Annotated in this window: 19 protein-coding genes; 8 read left to right on the top strand and 11 right to left on the bottom strand. The window is 47.7% G+C overall.

Annotation, left to right across the window (positions count from 1 at the left end; all coding sequences use genetic code 11):
* Nucleotides 1–11: 11 nt before the first annotated feature.
* Nucleotides 12–1,214, bottom strand: coding sequence for an MDR family MFS transporter (locus MTN95_RS12450; RefSeq protein ID WP_248338342.1), 1,203 nt, complete (start codon nt 1,212–1,214; stop codon nt 12–14).
* Nucleotides 1,215–1,329: 115 nt separating this feature from the next.
* Here MTN95_RS12450 and MTN95_RS12445 point away from each other — a divergent pair, with 115 nt between their 5' ends.
* Complete coding sequence (locus MTN95_RS12445; RefSeq protein WP_248338340.1) at nt 1,330–3,060, top strand: SgrR family transcriptional regulator; 1,731 nt, start codon at nt 1,330–1,332, stop codon at nt 3,058–3,060.
* A 33-nt stretch (nt 3,061–3,093) separates the two neighbouring features.
* On the opposite strand, the gene MTN95_RS12440 is transcribed toward MTN95_RS12445, so the two are convergent.
* Both MTN95_RS12440 and MTN95_RS12435 read right to left on the bottom strand, forming a co-directional pair.
* Nucleotides 3,094–3,408, bottom strand: a complete 315-nt coding sequence (locus tag MTN95_RS12440) for a four-helix bundle copper-binding protein (protein ID WP_185848107.1) — start codon at nt 3,406–3,408, stop codon at nt 3,094–3,096.
* A gap of 128 nt (nt 3,409–3,536) precedes the next feature.
* Nucleotides 3,537–3,974, bottom strand: a complete 438-nt coding sequence (locus MTN95_RS12435) for a ferritin family protein (RefSeq protein ID WP_044156482.1) — start codon at nt 3,972–3,974, stop codon at nt 3,537–3,539.
* A 184-nt stretch (nt 3,975–4,158) separates the two neighbouring features.
* Between MTN95_RS12435 and addB the strand changes: the two genes are divergently transcribed.
* The 5 genes from addB to MTN95_RS12410 all read left to right on the top strand — a co-directional run bounded on the left by addB (nt 4,159) and on the right by MTN95_RS12410 (nt 16,304).
* Nucleotides 4,159–7,659, top strand: coding sequence for a helicase-exonuclease AddAB subunit AddB (gene addB / locus MTN95_RS12430; RefSeq protein WP_248338337.1), 3,501 nt, complete (start codon nt 4,159–4,161; stop codon nt 7,657–7,659).
* Nucleotides 7,646–11,350, top strand: coding sequence for a helicase-exonuclease AddAB subunit AddA (gene addA, locus MTN95_RS12425; protein ID WP_248338335.1), 3,705 nt, complete (start codon nt 7,646–7,648; stop codon nt 11,348–11,350). Before addB ends, addA begins: the two co-directional genes overlap by 14 nt.
* A 71-nt stretch (nt 11,351–11,421) precedes the next feature.
* Nucleotides 11,422–12,600 (top strand): exonuclease subunit SbcD, encoded by a 1,179-nt coding sequence (gene sbcD / locus MTN95_RS12420; protein WP_248338333.1) that lies wholly within the window; start codon nt 11,422–11,424, stop codon nt 12,598–12,600.
* Complete coding sequence (gene sbcC / locus MTN95_RS12415; RefSeq protein WP_248338330.1) at nt 12,597–15,989, top strand: exonuclease subunit SbcC; 3,393 nt, start codon at nt 12,597–12,599, stop codon at nt 15,987–15,989. The genes sbcD and sbcC overlap by 4 nt, the downstream gene beginning before the upstream one ends.
* 12 nt (nt 15,990–16,001) lie before the next feature.
* Entirely contained in the window at nt 16,002–16,304 is a 303-nt protein-coding gene (locus MTN95_RS12410; protein ID WP_248338328.1) for an HNH endonuclease, read from the top strand.
* A 33-nt stretch (nt 16,305–16,337) separates the two neighbouring features.
* Here MTN95_RS12410 and MTN95_RS12405 read toward each other — a convergent pair whose 3' ends face one another.
* From MTN95_RS12405 to MTN95_RS12370, 8 genes are all read right to left on the bottom strand, one after another.
* A complete protein-coding gene (locus MTN95_RS12405) occupies nt 16,338–16,556 on the bottom strand; it encodes a spore germination protein (RefSeq protein WP_010333667.1) in 219 nt (72 codons plus the stop codon).
* A 31-nt stretch (nt 16,557–16,587) separates the two neighbouring features.
* Nucleotides 16,588–16,989, bottom strand: coding sequence for a spore germination protein GerPE (locus tag MTN95_RS12400; RefSeq protein ID WP_105953771.1), 402 nt, complete (start codon nt 16,987–16,989; stop codon nt 16,588–16,590).
* A complete protein-coding gene (gene gerPD / locus MTN95_RS12395) occupies nt 16,982–17,164 on the bottom strand; it encodes a spore germination protein GerPD (protein WP_024120844.1) in 183 nt (60 codons plus the stop codon). The genes MTN95_RS12400 and gerPD overlap by 8 nt, the downstream gene beginning before the upstream one ends.
* A complete protein-coding gene (gene gerPC, locus MTN95_RS12390; RefSeq protein WP_105953770.1) occupies nt 17,161–17,778 on the bottom strand; it encodes a spore germination protein GerPC in 618 nt (205 codons plus the stop codon). Before gerPC ends, gerPD begins: the two co-directional genes overlap by 4 nt.
* A gap of 24 nt (nt 17,779–17,802) precedes the next feature.
* Entirely contained in the window at nt 17,803–18,036 is a 234-nt protein-coding gene (locus tag MTN95_RS12385; RefSeq protein ID WP_105953769.1) for a spore germination protein GerPB, read from the bottom strand.
* 14 nt (nt 18,037–18,050) lie between these two features.
* On the bottom strand, nt 18,051–18,272 hold the full coding sequence (locus MTN95_RS12380; RefSeq protein WP_010333672.1) for a spore germination protein: 222 nt from the start codon (nt 18,270–18,272) through the stop codon (nt 18,051–18,053).
* 486 nt (nt 18,273–18,758) lie between these two features.
* Nucleotides 18,759–18,923: an aspartyl-phosphate phosphatase Spo0E family protein gene (locus MTN95_RS12375; RefSeq protein WP_024120848.1), complete on the bottom strand. Its 165-nt coding sequence runs from the start codon at nt 18,921–18,923 to the stop codon at nt 18,759–18,761.
* 152 nt (nt 18,924–19,075) lie between these two features.
* Nucleotides 19,076–20,032 (bottom strand): CotH kinase family protein, encoded by a 957-nt coding sequence (locus tag MTN95_RS12370; protein ID WP_105953768.1) that lies wholly within the window; start codon nt 20,030–20,032, stop codon nt 19,076–19,078.
* A 156-nt stretch (nt 20,033–20,188) separates the two neighbouring features.
* On the opposite strand from MTN95_RS12370, the gene MTN95_RS12365 reads away from it, so the two are divergent.
* The gene (locus MTN95_RS12365; protein WP_105953767.1) at nt 20,189–21,094 is read left to right on the top strand and encodes a fumarylacetoacetate hydrolase family protein; all 906 of its coding nucleotides are present in this window, start codon (nt 20,189–20,191) and stop codon (nt 21,092–21,094) included.
* Nucleotides 21,095–21,209: 115 nt separating this feature from the next.
* Nucleotides 21,210–21,566 (top strand): YisL family protein, encoded by a 357-nt coding sequence (locus tag MTN95_RS12360; protein WP_044156468.1) that lies wholly within the window; start codon nt 21,210–21,212, stop codon nt 21,564–21,566.
* The last annotated feature ends 1 nt before the right edge of the window (nt 21,567 follow it).

The raw sequence follows: 21,567 nt of genomic DNA, 5'->3' as shown, positions 1-21,567 counted from the left end.
ATTTTTTTCTGTCAGCCATTGATTTTTCTTATGACCTTATATTCAATCCTCTCCATGATATGAGACTGCAAGAAACCGGCGGCGAGAAGACACACGGAAAGAGTGGAAAACATGATTTCTCCGCCAAACGAAGTCAGGATCAGTCCGCCGGCCAGCGGTCCGATTGACCGTGAAATATCCCAATGCAAGCCGTATATCGCATAGAAACGGCCGAGCATATGGGGCGGCGCAAGCCGGGAAATAAAGGTGTGGATATGAGTGAGTCCGATGCTTTCTCCAACCGTCATCACGGCCGCAGTCAGCATAAGCAGCGTCAAAGATGTTGAGAATGCAAAGCCGGCGGCCGCAAGTGAATAGCTGATATAGGTGATGAGAAGAATCGTTTTCATCGGAAATTTTTCTGTCCATTTTACTAAAGGGACTTGAAGAACAAAGCTTAATAAAGCTTTTGCCGCCGAGTAGATTGCCAGCATGGACAGGTAATCAGGAAACTTATTTTTGCTGAACAGCCTGTATGTCGTTTCTGTTTGCGCGTATAACATGCTGATTGGGAGAGAAAGCAGCAAAAGGATCAAAACAGGCCGATATCTTGTGAAACGCGCGGATAATGCTGCGGGATGATCTGCTTTTAGCGGCTTTGTTTCTGGTAATTTAAAGGCGGCGATAAGAAAATAAATGAACAGCGCCGCGGCATCTAGTGCAAATATCCAAACGGGATCATGAGCGTACAGCAGCAGCCCAAGCAGCGGACCTGCTGTCAAGCCTGCTGAGTAGATGGCATTGATGACGGCAAAAACTTCCGAACGTCTGCTTTCCGGCGTGCTTTCGGCAATCTGTGCGCGTGATGCAGGAATGTACAGGGATCTTCCGATGCCGTTGAGGATATAAAGAAAAGCGAAAAAGTATGCATCGTGAGCAAAAACAAAACCCGCCATTGCCGCTGTTTGCAGAAGCAGGGCAGTAGGGATCGCTGTTCGCCGTCCGAGCTGATCTGTCACCCTTCCCGCTATGAGTGTCAGGCAAATATCAGCGAAGGGCTGAAGACTGATGATAAGCATGGGAAGCATCACGCTTCCGTTTAATTGCTCATGCAGATACAGCACCATAAACGGCCCCATCATGGCCCCTGTCAGGCTTGTCAGCATTTCGCCGAAAAATCGGAGCCAAACGGGTGCTGTGTAGCGGGATTTAATTGATTGGAAGAGGATAAACATGTGATTTCCGCCTTTCGCTGTTTGATATAGTAGTAGTGTATAGAAGAGGCGGCTGGCCAAAAAGAGAAGAAAATAAGAGAAAAAGATTCCCCTTTTTTGTCAGGAGGTGCAGGGATTGAAGCTGATTGACCACTATGTGGCGCTCGCAAAAGCTGAGAGCGGCGAACCGGGACAGATGAAGGAAATGCCGCTCAGTGAGATTGCGGCATGTTTATATTGTACAGAGAGAAATGCGAAGCTGATTTTACATAAGATGGAGAGCAAAAAGTGGATCATTCGCGAAAGCGGATCGGGGCGCGGCCATAAATCAAAAATCGCTTTTCTCCGTCAGCCGGAAGATTTGCTGCTTCAAACTGCCAAGGAATATACAACAGCCGGTAAACTTGAAAAAGCAAAAGAACTGCTTGAACATTATCAGCCGGCGTTTCCGGGGATTCAAAATATGTATGACATGTGGTTTTCTGAGGTGTTCGGTTTTGTAACAGAAACCGGACAGGATGGTGAACAGGATGTGCTGCGCTTGTTTATAGCTCCAGCAGCGGTAAGCAGTTTTGATCCGTGCAGGATCTTTCTGCGGTCAGAGGGCCATTTTGTCAAGCAGATTTATGATACACTGCTCCGATTTGATCGGGAAAAGAGAGAGCCGCAGCCGCATTTAATCCACGGATGGAATAAGGCGGGGAAAAAACGGTGGCGATTTTTTCTTCGGAAAGGCGTTTCTTTTCATAATGGAAAGCCATTGACGTCAAGGGATGTTGTATTTACGTTTCAGCGTTTTATGGATCATGATGAAAATCCATATAAGTGGCTGCTGAAAGGTGTTGAACGGATTTCAGAGAAAGGGCCTTTTTGCGTGGACATTGAGCTCGATCAGCCGAATGAGCTTTTGCCGTATATCCTTTGTGATGAACGGCTGTCTATCCTGCCGGCAGAAACGAACGGCGGGGTGAATGGGACGGGGCCTTTTTGCCTTGTTCAGCATGACGAACACATGCTCATTCTTCAAGCCAACGAGCGTTATTTTAAGGGCCGGGCATTCTTAGATCGTATTGAGTTTGTGTTTTCTGAGCAAGCAGATGATATGTACGGATTTACCCTTCGAGAAAAACAGAAACCTCCTGAGCGGCAAACTGTTTTTGAAGAACGGCATGTTCAATATTTGTCACTAAACCTCAGAAAGAAAGGGCCGCTTCAGCATCCAAGCTTGAGAAAAGCCCTTCGGCTGCTGATTTCATCTGAACAGCTCGTTCGTGAGGCGGGAGGACACAGAAGCATTCCGGTATCATCTTTTTTTCACCCGGCACCTTTTGACTGGGGAGACGCTTCACCTGCGGAATTAATGAAAAAAAGCGGATATGCGGGGGAAACGCTGTCACTGTTTACTTTTTCTGAAACGGATCATCGCGAGGACGCAGCATGGATTCAAGAGGTTTGTGAACGGAACGGTATTAGGCTTGACCTGGAATTTTGTGCTGCTGCCGATTTGCGCCGCCCGGAAATCGTACAAATGGCTGACATCATTCATGACAGCGCAACGTTTTATGAAGAAAGCGAGTTTGGTTTTTTGCATTTGCTGCTTTCGGAGAACAGCTTTTTGCATCAGCATCTTTCAGATGAACAGAAACGGACATTTTCAGAAATGATAGAACGGTTTTTCTCATTGCCCGACAGGTCTTCCAGAATGAATATAGTAAAACAAATTGACTGTCAGCTTATAGGCGATGTCAGCGCGATTCCGCTGTATCAAAATGTGCTTGAGGTTGCATCGAGTGAAACTGTTGAGGGTCTGATGCTCGATGAAGAGGGGTGGATTGATTTTTACTCTGTATGGCTGTCAAAAGAGTGAAGAGGGCTCTCATTTGACCCCTCTCATGCTTCGTTACGCAGCCATTTTGCGGCAGTGATCGGCGCAGGCAAAGCAAGACGCCGCGCACGCTTGGCAATGATCATGATCATGCTTTTCGCATTCAGTGCCGCAGGTTTCACAAATATCGGCGCAAAGTGCGCAAATTTCTTTCATAAAGGGGCTGTCCGTTTGCATGGCTTTCACTGCCAGCGTGCAAATATCCGCACATTCCCTGTCAAGCCGGATGCAGCCGCTTAGATCGTGGTGCGCACTTTCTTCCAAACATTTTGTAAAACAATGGTTGCAAGCTTCCATACATTCGATACAAGCTTCAATGGTTTGCTGCATGCTTGATTCCCCCTCATATGTTCGTGTATGATTTTATGTTTCCCGGCTGAGGTTAAGAAAAACAGTGGAGTGTGTTTTAGGGGGAGAGGGTGTAAATATAATCTGATCGTGTCGATCAAAATCGGGTGCTAGCGATCCATCAAATAGTATAAAAACCAGACAGCATGGTTTTGTTCATCTCGTGCGGCGCGCGTAAAGATACCCTTTGCCTTTACATTTGAGGTTTCCTCAGCTGCGCGTAAGTAAAAGTCAACGGTTTTCTGTTCATCTTTAAAAGCGGCATCAAGTCCTCTTGTAAAAGTGTCCGGGCATTTCTCTGTTTGTTTCGGCATGATAGGTTTGCCTGTAATGGCTCCGTATAATGAGGAGAAATCACGGAGATGGCGGATCTCATCGCGCCTGATTTCTTCAATTTGTTTTCTGACATCAGCAGGGTGGGCAAGTTCAGCAAGCCTGCGGTAGCATTGAACCGCGCTGAATTCTCCGTTGATGGCTTTCTGGAGATTTTGAATCAAAACAGGGTCTTCCCGGTATTGCGCTGGATAAGGAAAATAGCTGTAATACAAGGGGGTTCAACTCCGTTCTTAAGGAATTGGGCTTCTGTAAAAGTATATGTGAGGCCAGAAAACATGTGCGGAGAAATTCAGCTTCTTATAAATGAAAAGGCCGTTTTTACCAATAGATCAGATTGGTCATTTTCGTCAATATTCGATAAAATATAAACAGATAAAAAGAGAGGGGTCTTCTAATTTGGGAGCAGAGTTTTTAGTAGGCAGGTCCGGGAGTGGAAAAACGAAGCTGATCATCGACAGCATTCAAGATGAACTGCGCCGGGCTCCATTCGGGAAACCGATCATTTTTCTAGTCCCGGATCAAATGACGTTTTTAATGGAATACGAGCTTGCTAAAACGCCTGATACGGGCGGCATGATTCGTGCTCAAGTCTTCAGCTTTTCACGACTGGCCTGGCGCGTCCTTCAGCATACGGGAGGAATGAGCAGGCCGTTTCTTACGAGCACGGGCGTACAGATGCTCCTGCGGAAGCTCATTGAAGAGCACAAACAGGAGTTTAAAGTCTATCAAAAAGCAAGTGATAAAAGCGGTTTTACCGCACAGGTAGAACGGATGCTGACTGAGTTTAAGAGATACTGTCTGGAACCGGAAGATATTCGCCGGATGGCGGATAGCGGAACAGCTTCCGAGTATCGGGGGGAACGTGTTTTATCTGAAAAGCTTCATGATTTATCGATCCTGTACCAGCAGATGGAAAAAAGCCTTGAGGATCAGTATCTTCATTCTGAGGATTATTTGACGCTATTGGCAGAGCATATCCCGCAGGCGGAAGATTTGAAAGGGGCACATGTCTATGTAGACGGCTTTTATCAGTTTACACCGCAGGAATTCAGGGTGTTAGAGCAGCTTATGCTTCAGGCAGAGCATATCACGTTTTCACTCACAGCGGACAAGCCGTCACATGAGGGGGAGCCGCAGGAACTTGATTTGTTCAGAATGACGGGAAAAACGTATTATCGCCTGCACCAGACGGCAAAGGAACTGAATCTGGACATCACCTATAAAGAGCTTGATGAATCAAAGCGGCACAAGCGCGCACCGGAATTAGCCCATTTAGAAGCACAGTATGAAGCGCGTCCGGTTATTCCGTTTGCTGAGAAACAAGAGGCTTTTACCGTGATGCAGGCCGCTAACAGACGAGCAGAGCTGGAAGGTATTGCCCGGGAAATCCACAGCCTTGTCAGAGAGAAGGGCTACCGCTACAAGGATATGGCGATTCTAGCGCGTCAGCCTGAAGACTATAAGGATATGGTCAAGGAAGTATTTGCAGATTACGAGATTCCTTATTTTATTGACGGGAAAACATCTATGCTGAACCACCCGTTAGTAGAATTTATCCGGTCAAGCCTTGACGTATTAAAGGGAAATTGGCGTTATGAAGCGGTGTTCCGCTGCGTGAAAACCGAACTGTTATTCCCGCTTAACCAGCCGAAGGCCAAGGTAAGAGAGCAGGTTGATCAGCTGGAGAATTACTGTATCGCTTACGGCATCAAAGGCGATCGCTGGACAAAGGGCGATCGTTTCCATTACAGACGTTTTGTGTCGTTAGATGATGAATTTGCGCAGACCGATCAAGAAATCGAAATGGAAAACATGCTGAATGACACGCGCGATTGGATTGTTCCGCCGCTGTTCCAGCTGCAGAAACGAATGAAAAAAGCAAAAACGGTTCAAGAGAAGGCGGAGGCGCTTTACCGTTATTTAGAAGAGACGGATGTGCCGCTGAAGCTGGATCAGGAAAGACAGAGGGCTGAGGAAGACGGCAGAATCATTGAAGCGCAGCAGCACCAGCAGGCGTGGGATGCAGTCATTCAGCTGCTTGAGGAGTTTGTGGAAATGATGGGCGAAGATGACATTTCTCTCGATTTGTTTCAGCAAATGATGGAGACCGGTGCAGAGTCGCTGACATTCTCTCTCATCCCTCCGGCGCTTGATCAGGTGTTTGTCGGCAATATGGATTTGTCCAGAATATACGGCACCTCATGCACCTTTGTGATCGGGGCAAACGACGGCGTCCTGCCGGCTCGCCCTGACGAAAACGGGGTGCTGTCGGATGATGATCGTGAGTGGCTGAAAACGATAGGTATTGAGCTTTCCTCCGGCGGGCGGGAGCGTCTGCTTGATGAGCATTTCCTCATCTATATGGCGCTTTCAAGCCCGTCTGACCGCCTTTATGTGACGTATCCGATTGCTGATGCGGAAGGAAAAACGCTTTTGCCGTCGATTATAATCAAGAGGCTGGAAGAACTGTTTCCGCAGCATCGTGAGCGTCTATTGACAAATGAACCGGAGCAGGTCAGCGATGAGGAACAGCTTATGTACCTTGTCAATAAAAGCGTGGCACAATCATACACCGCTAGCCAGCTCAGATTATGGACGAGGGAATATGAGATCAGTGATGTCTGGTGGAGCGCGTACAATGCGCTGATGAATGAACCTGACAGGCTGGAGTCGAAAAAGCTTTTCTCTAGCCTGTTTTTCCGAAATGAAGTCAAGCAGCTTGAACGCTCTGTATCGAGACAGCTCTATGGTGAACGCATTCAAGGGAGTGTGTCGAGGATGGAAACCTTTAACGCTTGCCCGTTCTCCCATTTTGCGTCCCACGGGCTGCATCTGAAGGAACGTCAATTTTTCAAGCTTGAAGCACCGGATATCGGGCAGCTCTTTCATTCGAGTTTAAAACTGATTTCAGACCGGCTGCGTGAGCACAAAATAGATTGGCGCGACCTAACGAAGGAGCAGTGCGAGCTGTTTTCTTATGATGCGGTCGAGCGGCTGGCTCCGAAACTGCAAAAAGAAATTCTGCTCAGTTCAAACAGACATTATTACGTGAAGGAAAAACTGCAAAAAATTGTCACGCGCGTGTCCGGCATTTTAAGCGAGCATGCGAAAGCGAGCGGATTCGTGCCGATCGGCCTTGAATTGGGCTTTGGCGGAAAGGGCCCGCTCCCGCCGCTTACCTTTAAGCTGAAAAACGGCTGTACGATGGAGCTCGTCGGGCGGATTGACCGCGTGGATAAAGCGGAAAGCTCTAAAGGCCTGCTCCTCCGAATTGTCGACTATAAATCCAGCGATAAAGGCCTTGACTTGGCGGAAGTGTATTACGGACTTGCGCTGCAAATGCTGACGTATCTGGATTTATCGATTACACATTCGTTAGACTGGCTAGGAATGAAAGCCACGCCGGCCGGAGTGCTGTATTTCCATATTCATGACCCGATGATACAATCGAATCTTCCGCTCGGACTTGATGAAATTGAACAGGAAATTTTTAAGAAATTTAAGATGAAGGGCCTCCTCCTCGGTGATCAGGAAGCGATTCGCCTCATGGATACAACCCTTCAAGAAGGAAGATCAAATATCATCAATGCGGGCCTGAAGAAAGACGGCTCACTCAGATCGGATTCAGCGGCAGTCGGTGAAAAAGAATTTGAGCTGTTGACGAAGCATGTGCGCCGCACCTTCCAAGAAGCAGGCGAGCAAATCACTGACGGGCGCGTATCCATTGAGCCGTATAAAATGAAGAACAAGACGCCTTGCACATACTGTGCGTTCAAATCAGTATGCCAATTTGATGAATCATTAGAAGAAAACGAGTATCGTCTGTTAAAGGCCGAAAAGGACAAGACGGTACTTGATTGGATAAAGAAGGAGGCTGATGGCAATGAACATTCCTAAACCGGCAGACAGCACATGGACAGATGACCAGTGGAATGCCATCGTCTCAACCGGCCAGGATATCCTTGTGGCAGCGGCGGCAGGCTCCGGTAAAACCGCTGTTCTTGTCGAAAGAATGATCCGGAAAATCACGGCGAAAGAAAATCCGATTGATGTAGACCGGCTTCTCGTTGTCACCTTTACAAACGCCTCAGCGGCAGAGATGAAACACCGGATCGCGGATGCACTGGAAAAAGAGCTGGTAAAACGCCCAGGATCACTGCATATCCGACGCCAGCTGTCCCTATTAAACCGGGCCAGCATTTCAACGCTTCATTCGTTTTGCCTGCAGGTGCTGAAAAAATATTACTACCTGATTGATCTTGATCCGGGCTTTCGGATTGCTGATCAGACAGAAGGCGAGCTTCTCGGGGACGAGGTGCTGGATGAGCTGTTTGAGGATGAATATGCAAAGGGTGATAAGGCGTTCTTTGAGCTTGTCGACCGCTACACGACTGACCGGCATGACTTAGATCTGCAATATCTCGTGAAACAGGTGTACGAGTATTCCCGTTCCCACCCTGATCCGGAGACATGGCTGAAAAGTTTTGTTCATTTGTATGATGTAACAGAAAAGAGCGCGATCGAGGAACTGCCGTTTTATCCGTATGTCAAAGAAGATATTGCGATGGTGCTGGACGGAGCAAAGGAAAAGCTTCAGCGTGCCCTTGAGCTGACAAAAGCGCCGGGCGGGCCGGCGCCGCGCGCTGAAAATTTTCTCGATGATCTCTCGCAGATTGATGACCTGATTCAGCATCAGGATGACTTCAATGAACTTTATCAGCGCGTGCCCGCTGTCTCCTTTAAGCGTGCAAAAGCGGTGAAGGGGGACGAGTTTGATCCCGTCTTGCTTGATGAAGCGACAGACTTAAGAAATGGCGCCAAAAAACTGCTTGAAAAACTCAAAACCGATTACTTCACCAGAAGCCCGGAGCAGCATGTAAAAAGTTTGGCTGAGATGGAGCCTGTCATTGAAACACTCGTCCAGCTTGTGATCAGCTACGGGAAACGGTTTGAAGCCGCGAAGCAGGAGAAGTCGCTCATCGATTTTTCTGATTTGGAGCATTATTGCCTGTCTATCTTGACCGCTGTGAACGAAAAAGGCGAACGTGAGCCGAGTGAGGCGGCTAGATTTTATCAAGAGCAGTTTCATGAGGTGCTTGTCGATGAATATCAGGACACCAACCTGGTGCAAGAATCCATTCTTCAGCTCGTCACAAGCGGGCCGGAAGAGACAGGCAACCTGTTTATGGTAGGAGATGTCAAACAGTCGATTTATCGATTCAGGCTTGCGGAGCCGCTTCTTTTTCTCTCCAAGTACAAACGGTTTACAGAGAGCGGAGAAGGTACAGGCCGGAAAATCGACTTGAACAAAAACTTTCGAAGCAGAGCTGATATTTTAGACAGCACAAACTTCTTATTCAAACAGCTGATGGGCGGCAAAATCGGCGAGGTCGATTATGATGAACAGGCTGAGCTGAAACTCGGAGCGGCGTATCCGGAAAACAATGAAACGGAAACAGAGCTGCTGCTGATTGACAAGTCAGAGGAGGCGGACGCAGGCGAGGAAGCGGAAGAGCTGGAAACGGTGCAGTTCGAAGCAAAAGCGATCGCCAAGGAAATACGCAAGCTGATCTCATCGCCATTTAAGGTATATGACGGGAAAACGAAAACACACCGCAATATTCAATACCGCGATATCGTGATTTTGCTGCGATCCATGCCGTGGGCGCCGCAAATCATGGAGGAACTGCGAGCTCAGGGCATACCGGTTTACGCCAATTTAACATCAGGCTACTTTGATGCGGTGGAAGTGTCTGTGGTGCTTTCTGTCCTGAAGGTGATTGATAACCCGTATCAGGATATTCCGCTTGCTTCCGTTCTGCGTTCACCGATTGTCGGTGCTGACGAGAACGAGCTGTCTTTGATCCGGCTTGAAAACAAAAAGGCGCCGTACTATGAAGCAATGAAAGACTATCTGGCAGCCGGCGACCGAAACGATGAGCTCTATCAAAAGCTGCAAACGTTTTACGGACATTTACAAAAGTGGCGCGCTTTTTCGAAAAACCATTCGGTGTCCGAGCTGATCTGGGAAGTGTACCGCGACACAAAATATATGGATTATGTCGGCGGGATGCCGGGCGGAAAACAGCGCCAGGCTAACTTGCGTGTCCTTTATGACCGGGCGCGCCAATATGAATCGACGGCATTTCGCGGCCTGTTTCGCTTTTTGAGGTTTGTCGAACGCATGCAGGAACGCGGTGATGACCTGGGAACGGCGAGAGCGTTAAGCGAACAGGAGGATGTTGTCCGTTTAATGACGATTCACAGCAGCAAAGGACTCGAATTTCCAGTCGTCTTCACAGCGGGACTCGGCCGGAATTTCAACATGATGGATCTCAACAAATCCTACCTGCTGGACAAGGAGCTTGGGTTTGGCACGAAATTTATCCATCCTGAATGGCGCATCAGCTATCCGACGCTTCCGCTCATCGCGATGAAGAAAAAAATGCGCAGGGAACTGCTGTCTGAGGAATTGCGTGTCCTCTATGTTGCTTTAACGAGGGCAAAGGAAAAGCTGTTTCTTGTAGGCTCATGCAAGGATCATCAGAAACAGCTGGCAAAATGGCAGGCATCCGCGTCCCAAGCTGACTGGCTTCTGCCGGAATTTGACCGCTATCAGGCGAAAACGTATTTGGATTTCATCGGACCTGCTCTTGTCAGACACAGAGACTTGGAGTCTTTGGCTGAGGGCGGCGCGGCAGCGGTTTCTGATATATCAGGCCATCCGGCCCGCTTTGCTATTCAAATGATCCATTCATATGATCTGCTTGATGATGAGCTGGAAGAGAGACTGGAAGAAAAAAGCGAACGTCTTGAAGCGATCCGCCGTGGTGAACCGGTTCCCGGCCCGTTTGCATTTGAGGAAAAAGCTCGCGAGCGGCTGGCCTGGAAGTATTCGTATCACGAGGTGACACACATTCGCACGAAGCAGTCCGTTTCTGAGATTAAAAGAAGAAGAGAGTACGAAGACGAATACAGCGGACGGGCGCCCGTTAAACCGGCTGATGGAAGCATTCTGTACAGACGCCCGGCTTTCATGATGAAAAAAGGCCTGACAGCAGCAGAAAAAGGAACAGCTATGCATACGGTCATGCAGCATATTCCGCTGACACATGTGCCGACGATAGAAGAAGCGGAACGGACAGTGCAGCATCTTTATGAAAAAGAGCTGCTCACCGAAGAACAGCAATCCGCTATCAATATTGAGGAAATCGTTCAATTTTTCCATACGGAAATTGGCGAAAAACTGATCGGCGCTAAATGGAAGAACCGCGAAGTTCCATTCAGTTTGGCGCTTCCGGCAAAAGAGATTTATCCTGATGCGAAAGAGGCGGATGAGCCGCTATTGGTGCAGGGGATCATCGATTGTCTCTACGAAACAGAGGATGGCTTATATTTGCTGGACTATAAAACAGACCGAATTGAGGGTAAATTCCAGCACGGCTTTGAAGGAGCAGCCCCGATCCTGAAAAAGAGATATGAAACGCAAATTCAGCTGTACACAAGGGCCGTTGAACAAATTGCTCAAACGAAGGTAAAAGGGTGTGCGCTTTATTTCTTTGACGGAGGGCACATTCTGACTTTATAACGAGATCCATAAGCTCCGGGAATTCAGACGGAGCGGATCTCGTTTTCTATACAAAAGAGAGGTGAACGCATTTGCGGATTTTACATACGGCTGACTGGCATCTAGGAAAAACCCTTGAAGGAAGAAGCAGGCTGAGTGAACAGGCGGATGTATTGGACGAACTGAATACAATCGTAAAGGAAGAGCAGATCGATGCTATTGTGATGGCGGGAGACGCGTTTGATACCGTGAACCCGCCGGCTTTAGCCGAGCAGTTATTTTATGAAAGCCTGTCCGCTCTCAGTGACAGAGGAAAGCGCCCGATCGTTGTCATTGCCGGAAACCATGATAATCCTGACAGATTGTCCGCTGCTTCACCGCTGACACATGAGAACGGCATTTATTTAATCGGCTATCCGACAACTGAACCGCTTCATATAGAAGTGCCTTCAGCAGGTGAGCTTTTGGCTGTCGGAGCGCTGGCATATCCGTCTGAGGCACGGTTAAATGAAGTTCTTTCCGATACATTTGATGAGAAACTTCTCCGTGATCACTATGATGTGAAAATCAGGCAGGCGTTTGAACAGATTACAAGCCGCTTCCGAAAAGACGCCGTAAAGATTGCCGCCAGCCATATTTATGTTGCGGGCGGCAACCAAACAGACTCGGAGCGGCCGATTGAAGTCGGCGGCGCTTATACGGTGGCCGCTGAAAGCCTGCCGGCGGATGCCGCTTACGTGGCGCTTGGCCATTTGCATCGGCCGCAAACGATTAAACGGGCGCGAACGCTTGCGCGGTATTCTGGATCTCCGCTGGCCTACAGCTTTTCTGAGGCAGGCTACGCCAAATCGGTGACCATTGTAGACGCAAAGCCGGGCGAAGAGGCCTCTTGGCATGAGGTTTTATTATCAAGCGGCAAGTCTCTCGTAAAATGGAAAGCGGCAAATGGTTTAAGTGAGGTATACAGCTGGCTCGATGAAGGCAGGGATCAGAATGCCTGGATTGATCTTGAAATCCGTGTGACGGACCAGCTGTCACTTGAAGACATTCACCGACTGCGAAAAGCACATCCGGGCTTTATCCATATCAGGCCGGTCTTTGAAGAACAAAACATTGAGCGCGAACGGATCGAGGTTAAGCATGTGTCCATCGAAGACCGTTTCAAGAAATTTTATGAAAAACAGACAGGCGGCGCAGTGCCGGATGATGAAATGGTGAAGCTGTTTTTAGAGCTTGCATCAGGCACAGAAGATGAGGAGGAAGCAAGATGAAGCCGATCGCCTTAACGATAAAAGGGCTCCACAGCTTTAGGGAGGAGCAGACGATAGATTTTGACAGCCTTTCCGGTGCAGGTGTCTTCGGTATTTTCGGGCCGACAGGAAGCGGTAAATCCTCGATCCTTGATGCGATGACCCTTGCTTTATATGGAAAGGTAGAGCGGGCGGCGAACAATACGCACGGGATCTTAAACCATGCGGAAGATTCGCTGACTGTTTCCTTTACCTTTGCGCTTCAGACCAATCATCAAACCTCTTACAAAGTCGAGCGCGTGTTTAAGAGAACGGATGAAATGAAAGTGAAAACAGCGCTTTGCCGTTTCATCGAGATCAAGGATGAGCAAACTGTGCTTGCTGATAAGGCCAATGAAGTGAACAAAAGAGTCGAGGAGCTCTTGGGGCTGACCATCGACGACTTTACGAGAGCGGTTGTGCTGCCGCAAGGGAAGTTTGCTGAATTTCTTTCCTTAAAAGGGGCGGAACGCAGGCATATGCTTCAGCGTTTATTCAATTTGGAACAGTATGGAGACCGCCTTGTGAAAAAGCTGAGACGGCAGGCACAGGAAGCCAATGCGAGAAAAAACGAAATGCTTGCAGAGCAATCGGGTCTCGGCGAGGCGAGTTCAGAAGCGGTTGAACAAGCTGAACAAGCGGTTGAACAAGCGGAAGCCAAACTGGAATCAGTGCGAAAAAATCGTGATCAAATAAAAGAACGGTTTGCGGAGCATCAAGAGATCTGGAATGTCCAAAAGGAAAAAATCGTTTATGAAGCAGAGAAAAAGCAGCTTGAAGAGGAAGAACCGCATGTCGGCAGCATGCAAAAACGCCTGGCGGAAGCGGAAACAGCAGCCGCTCTAAAGCCGTATGCGTACCGGTACTTGGAAGCGGTACAGCATGAGGAGAAGGCCGCGAGGGAAGAAGTGCTTGCCCAAAAGGATTTAACAGAACGCACCGCTTTCTTTCAGCAAAAGAATGAAGAATATGAAGCGTGGCGCCGCCATAAAAGCGAGAAAGAGCCAGAGCTTTTAGCTGAGCAGGAACAGCTCTTCCGCTTGCAGGAGATCGAAATCAAATTGAGAGAGGCCCAGCAGGAGGCAGAGCGCAAACAGGCTGAACTTCAGCAGAAGGCCGAAAATCTTCAATCTGTCATGAAGGAATTAGAAACCGTAACCGACCGTCTTACAAGGGGACAAAACAGACAGACGGAATTAAAACAGCAGCTCAAAACCTTGCAGGTAACCACTGATGAGCGGAAAAGCTGCCAGCAGGCCGCTGAAATGGCTTTGCGGATCAGACAGACTGAGGAGCAGCTGGCAAAAGAGAAAAAACGCATTGACGCATTGAACCTTGTATTACAGAAGATGAATGAGGAAAAGAGCACATTTGTTCAAAAGGCTGAAGCGGAAGAAAATAAAATCATACAGGCATATGAGGCTGTTCAAGCTGTGTATCATATGGTCTGCGAGACGGAACGGTCCCTTACGCGTACTGCTGATCAGGCAAAACAGCGACAAAACACACTTCATACTCAGCGTGAGAAAGCAAGAATGGCGGCACTTACCAAGGAGTTATCGGAAAAACTGATTGCCGGAAAACCTTGCCCGGTCTGCGGTTCAACCGATCATGATCCGTCTGCCTCAGCACATGGGACATATGAGCCGGATCGCAACGTTGAAGCAGAAATCAAACAGACAGAAGATTTGCTGTCAGAAGCGGCGACGCTCAGTCAGGAGATTCTTTCTGCCAAAATCACACTTGAAGAGCAGTCCGCCCGCTTTCTCGAGCAGTGTCCGTTTTTGAAATCGATTCAAGCGCCGACCCTTGAGGCAGCTGCTTCCTACGAGAATCAGCCGGTGCAGGAAGCATTTCATGCCGCAAAAATAGAATGGAAGCAAATCAAACAGGACATCCTGTCGGTCAAAACACGAATGACCCAAATGATCGGCACATATCAGGAATCATTAAAAAAAGCTGAACAGCTTAACGAGAGAATGAGTTTTGAAAAAAGAGAGGCTGACCGTATTGGCAGCATGATCGCAGAGCTTCAGTCCTCGATGGACAGCCAGCAGAAGATGTTTCATGAAGCATTTGAAGGCCAATCTCTGGATGAAGCGGAAAAATGGCAGCAAGCCATCGAAGAAAAGGACCGGGCTGCGGAAGAATGCGAGAAACGAATTGAACGCAGTATCGCTTTTCTTTCTGAGCATGAGTCACAAAAGGATCAGCTGCGGGAATCGAGCTATCAGCTTGAAAGGGAAAAATTGGAGATTCACTATGCCGCAGAACGTACGAAGGGCGTCATAGCTGATTATAAGCAGGAACTCGGAGACTATGTAAAAGAGGATTCCATCCAATCGAAGCTCCGCTCAGTTCAGCAGGATCTGAAGTGTTTAAAGGAAAAAGAACAATCTCTATATGAAGAGTTGCAAACCGCCCAAATGATGCTCAATCAGGCAAAAAGCCGCGCTTCAGCAAGCGAGCATACGCTTAAGGAAGCGGAAGAAAGGTTGAAAAAAGCGGAAGCGGATTGGCTTGAACATGCGAAAAGCACCCGCTTTGTCCGGGCTGACGAGGTAGAGCGCAGTCTCATCCCAGCCGATGAGCTTGAAAAGATCAAAGGCAGCATTGACCAGTTTCTGGATAAATGTAAGCAAAATGCCGCAAACTTAAAACGTGTGTCTGATAAGCTCGCCGGCAGATCCTTATCCGAAAGTGAATGGAACGAAACCGTCACGTCCTTAAAAGAAGCCGAGGAGGCATTTGGGACTGCTATGGAAGAAAAAGGAGCGGCGGCCAAAGCACTGGCTGTAATCCGCGACCATCACAAACGTTTCAATGAAATTGAAGCTGAGCTGAAAAAATGGCAGACCCATATCGACAGGCTGGACAAGCTTCAAGCGGTGTTTAAAGGCAATACGTTCGTTGAATTTTTAGCTGAGGAACAGCTTGAAAGTGTTGCACGGGATGCGTCAGCACGGCTCGGCGTGCTGACAAGACAGCGTTATGCCATTGAAGTGGATTCAGAAGGCGGATTTGTGATGCGGGATGATGCCAATGGAGGTGTTAAGCGCCCGGTATCAAGCTTGTCAGGAGGGGAGACCTTCCTTACCTCGCTTTCTCTTGCTCTCGCGCTGTCTGCGCAGATTCAGCTTCGCGGTGAATACCCGCTTCAGTTCTTTTTCTTGGATGAAGGGTTTGGAACGCTTGACCAAGATCTGCTTGATACGGTTGTCACTGCCTTGGAAAAACTGCAGTCAGACAATCTGTCTGTCGGCGTGATCAGCCATGTGCAGGAACTGCGGGCGCGGCTTCCGAAAAAGCTGATCGTACATCCGGCTGAACCTAGCGGACGCGGCACAAGGGTAACACTTGAGATGATGTAGGGGGACGCGGATGTGGCAAAACAGACTGTCGGGATATGTGAGCTGTGCGGCCGGAGCGATGTCCAGCTGACAGAGCACCACCTCACACCGAAGGAAGAAGGCGGAACGTTCCTGCCGACTGCGATGCTTTGCATCCCTTGCCATAAACAGATCCACGCCTTGTATACAAATCAGGAGCTGGCAGTTCGACTGTCCGGAATAGAAGAGCTCAGAAACGATCCGCAGCTTGCCTGGTTTGTTAAATGGATCAGAAAACAGCCGCCTGAAAAGCTGATTAAAACAAAGAAGTCCAATGAACGGAAAAAGAAAAAATAAAAAGCAGCCCTCTCTTTGCAGAGCGGCTGCTTTTTATCCGTTTCCAACCATATCCTGATCGCTGACATCGGGGTCTATATAATTTGTCGCGTTGACTGCATTGTTTAAAAGAAGGAAATCTCCCGTGTTTCCTGCTCCCGAACCGAGCGCAGATTTTGAAGAGCTTTTCGGAGAAAGGTAAAAGGAATCACCAAAGTTCACGACTCCGCCCGATATGGAATTGATAGCTATAGGCCCGACAATTGCTGGCATAGACGACACCCTTTATAGAAGTCTCTGTTTATTATATGCCCGTGCCGGACGATTGTGAGTTTGGAGGGAGAATCTGACGGATATGTTTAATCCGCGCGTCGCCGCGTACGACCGAAGCTGAGCCTGCATGAAAAACGGAAGAGGATGAGACCCCTTGAATTTTGATGTTGCGGACATGAATGACAGGCATCTCATGGCAAAAAGCGGTTTGCACGCCCGTTTCCGGAAGAAGCTTCACAGCGTGCTGATCAAAAATAGGGTACTCCTTTCTGTTAAATGAGCCCTCATTTTCATAAAACGTTGAAAGCGAGCGCTGAACAGCGAGCACTTTTATTTTCATATCAATTTCGTTTGTATCGCCTGCTTGAAATACGCTTGATATACCGAGCGAGTTAAATTTAATCTGTCTGATGCGTGATATACGCTTAAGCATGATTCGACGGCAGCGGAGCAAACGGACCGATAATAAGAGATTCAGGCGGCGTATCGAAAATAGACGATAAATAGATGGATTCTGCGTCTCCAATTTGGAAAACAGAGGAACTGGATACACCGTTCATTCGGATATCTCCGACTTCCAGGCTGCGGTTGACGACGGTAAAGATCATGCTTGCTCATCTCCTTTCATCTCGGAGGGGATATGTTCGAGAAAATGTTCCACAGCACGGATCACGTCACGCTTCACATGCTCAGCGATATGTTCCGCATATTGTTTGGGCGGCGTGTTTTCTTCTTTTTTGATATGGGACATATAATAGTGAATCCGGCTGTCTATTTGTTTTCTGATGTCCTCAATTACATGATGCCGATTTGTATCGTCAAGCCTGCTGTCATATTGGTTTTCTAGCTGCTCCAAAACAGCCGGGATTTCCTCGGTTAAGTACATGTCGACGTTCTGCCGGATTTGCTGCATGAGCTGGGCGCTCTCTTCCTGCTGCATCATTCCGATTTCCGGTGTAGCCTGGCTCACTTCAAAGTTTTGAACGCTGTTCGGGTCTGTCGGATTTAAACCGATATTCAGCGTGCCGTCGAGCCGTTCGATTTTCAGCTGATCAAATTTATATTCCACACGCTCAATGGTTGTGGCCGGCCGCTGTTTCATCGTATTCATTTCAGTTTGCATCTCTTTCAGCTGGCGTTCGAGCTGCTGAATATGCAGCGCCTGCTGCTGAACGAAGGAATTCAAATTTTGCAAGTAAGAGGAAATGGATTGATCATACATGTTCTTTCACCTCTCATCTTATTATTAACGGCCAGGGGGCTGGAGCGGCACCAATGATCCTGTATCGGGCCCTTCCGATTCAACCTGTTCCCCCAAAGCGGAAACCTCAGGTGCGGGTTCCACATAGCTGCCCGTATTATACAAGTTTGAAAGAGACTTAATAGATCCGGCGCTCCCGATTTGCAGTATGGAGGAGTTGCTGATTGATTCCAGCCGGAGATAGTTAATTTGGATGGTTTGATTGATATAAAAATTCATGAAGCACCACTCCTTTACGCATTGCCTGCGATCGGCTGATCAACCACATCATTGTCGTACACATTCGTTGCGTTTTTATAATTCATCACCTTCAGACTGTCACCGGTATTAAAGCTTCCTGCCCCGGCAAACGTTCTGACCTCGGCTTGAGGAGAAATGGTAATGCAGTCTCCGATATGAACGACTCCGCTCGTACCGACCGCATTAATTTTAAACGCTCCGACGATTGCCGGCATACGAGCACATCCTTTGTTGTAAAATTGAAAAAAGGCAGGTAAAGTAAGGACAAGATTTGTTTCTGCTGGGCTATTCACGATAGCTTATGACAAACGCACATTTGTGTGAGAGAAAATTAAATGGGGACATGCCGGAGAGATGTATAAAAAAATCCGTTTATTTTTTCAAGATGAAGGTTTACACATTTCAGAAGCTGGGTATTGTATATGGCCAAGCGGAAATGCGGCGATGCTGCCGCTGTCCGCCTGCGTGATTGTATAGTGTGTTGCGTTGGTGTATGTGCAAAAGAGGTACAGGAAATGTCTTTCGGAGTAATTCGTGCTGCTGGAGTGTTATCTGCCGTGATATTTCATGCTGATCCTGAAAGGGTCTGCTGAATTGTTCTTGTTTTCGGACGGCAAATTCTCGCCCTGAAGCATATCTCAGGATGTTGATGAGCAATAGCGGCGGGTGAGGCGGGAAGCCTTTAAATACATATCATATGATCACACACGGGCGTTTTGCCCCCAAGAGGTGATTTCTTCTTTAATTCGAATATTGAGCAGACTGTCCAGCTCTTGGCTGCATTGAATCGTTTCTTTCGAATTCATACCGTATTTTTGTGCTGTTTCAATTAGCATAACTCTCATTTCTTCAATTTTTGTATTCATGAAACAATCTCCAATTCTAGATTTTATTTTGATGCATACAGGATATAGATAGTATAACCTATTTTGGCTGAAAAGGTTGCCTTTCGTCAATTTGACTAAAAAAGCGACAATTTTTGCTGCGGTCTTTTTGACTTGCTCTGGTTGAGAAAGGACTATAGTCTCGCCAGGTGTACTTGTAAAAAGTCCTGCCGCTCTTCGATTTCGCGCAGGATATTTGCTTGCTCCTTCTCTAATTGTAAGGGGCTTTTTTTCATGTGCGGATCATCGCTTGCTCTTTGACAAATGTCAAAATGCCAGTCTCTGATAAACGGAGACAGACGGTCGATCGTAAACTCCCGGCTCAGCACGTTTTTCATTAGCGCGTGATATTGTGCCCGGAAAGCTGGGATGGAGAGAAGTCTTGACGCAAGTGTACGGCCGTTTGCCAATAGAGGGTCTTCTTCTGTAAATCCGTATGCGGCAAGCGCTTTTGTTTCCATTGGAGCGATGTGAAAGCGGCCGGCCTCGTTCAAACAAAAGCCGTAATAAAAGGCTTGGCGGGTGCAGGCGCTGCCGATCAGCCACAGGAAAAACAGCTTTACATCAAGATACAATTTAATTCGTTCGGCAAATTCGTCATCCTCCGCTGTGCAGATCAGCGTGAGAAATTCACGTAAGTATGCGGTGCGCTGTCTGTTTTCAATGGTAGCGTCGTGGTTGAAAACAGACAGCGGAACCCTCGGATCGGTATCCTTCACTTCATAAATGGCTCCTTTCGGAAGCCGGCGATTCTCATCGAGCCCATCAATTTTTAAATAAATGCCTTCCCTTTGACCATTGATGATCAGAAAGATGTAAGAAGCATCCTGGGAAGCGACGCCGATTTGATGAAAAAAACAATAAGCAAGCCTGCGCCGCATCAGTGAAGGATCATCTTGTTCCGCATTCAGATAAAACTTTTTTTCACCGAGCGGAGACTGATCACAGTTTATTTCATAGGACGCCTTTTGCAGGCTGTCACGCTGTGTGAGAAGAATGGGAGAAACGATTCTGTCTGTCATCATCAGTCCCTTGGCAGTCCCCGTTCTGTTAAGCTGCTGCCGACGAAAAAATAAATGTATGCTTTCCATATTCTTTCCTCCTCCTCAGAAGCCATTTGTATGATATGTACAGCGAGCCAGTCCCGAAACGGGAATGAAAACACGCATTTGATAAAAAGGAATTTCAGCATTCGACAGAGAATAATTGAAGTAGAACTCTGATTTAAAAGATGATGGAGGAATAACATGAAATTTGCGACAGGGGAACTTTACAACCGAATGTTTGTCGGCCTGATCATTGAAGATGATAAAATTATGGACTTGCAAAGGGCTGAAAAAAAACTGTTTGAACTTGAGACGATTCCGGGTTCGCTGATTGAGTGTATCGCAGAAGGGGATAAATTTGTTGCGCATGCAAGGCAGCTGGCCGAGTGGGCGAAGAAACCAAATGATGAGCTTGGATCATTTATTTACTCATTATCTGACGTGAAGCTCCATGCGCCTATTCCTAAGCCGTCAAAAAATATCATGTGCATCGGCAAAAACTATAGGGATCACGCAATTGAAATGGGCAGCGAGGCTGATATTCCGGAGCATCCGATGGTATTTACAAAATCGCCTGTAACAGTCACTGGCCACGGTGATGCGGTAAACAGCCATGAGGAGGTCACCTCTCAGCTCGATTACGAAGGAGAGCTTGCTGTCGTCATCGGAAAAAGCGGCACCCGCATTTCAAAAGAAGAAGCTTATGACCATATTTTCGGATATACGATTGTGAATGATATCACGGCGCGGGATCTGCAAAAAAGACATAAGCAGTTTTTTATCGGAAAAAGTCTGGATACGACATGTCCGATGGGACCTGTGCTTGTACATAAATCGTTAATTCCCGATCCGGAGCGCCTTAAGGTTGAAACGAGGGTCAACGGCGAGCTGCGCCAATCCGGCTCGGCAAGCGATATGATTTTCTCTGTCGCGGAATTAATCGAAACCCTTTCAATGGGGATGACGCTTGAAGCGGGGGACATCATTGCCACCGGCACGCCGTCTGGTGTAGGAAAGGGCTTTACACCGCCGAAATTTCTGCGGCGAGGCGATCAAATCGACATCACGATTGAACCCATCGGAACGCTGTCAAATCAAATCAGCTGATCATAAGGAGGGCGGCACAGGAACCGCCCGCTTTTTCTGTGAATCATCTTTTGTAGCCAGGGACAAGATCGTGGTACTATAAGTGGGGTAATGTTATCTGATAGGGGGAACATGTATGACACACATGCATATTACATCATGGGTGGTAGCGCTGATCCTGCTTTTCGTCAGCTACTCGCTGTATTCATCAGGAAGTGCGAAGGGCGCCAAAATCACTCATATGATTCTGCGGTTATTCTATATCATTATTATTTTGACAGGTGCTGAGCTGTTTGTCCGTTTTGCCAACTGGAACGGGGAATACGCTGGAAAAATGCTGCTTGGCATTATCACCATCGGACTGATGGAAATGCTATTGATCCGCAAGAAAAAAGAAAAATCAACTGGCGGACTGTGGATCGGCTTTATCATTGTCCTTGTGCTGACAGTGCTGCTCGGTCTTCATCTGCCGATTGGATTCCGATTATTTTAAT

The sequence above is a fragment of the Bacillus sp. 2CMS4F genome (genome assembly GCF_023161785.1).
Taxonomy (GTDB): domain Bacteria; phylum Bacillota; class Bacilli; order Bacillales; family Bacillaceae; genus Bacillus; species Bacillus halotolerans.
Note: the sequence above shows the minus strand (reverse complement) of the source record. Positions and strands in the feature narration are given on the sequence as shown.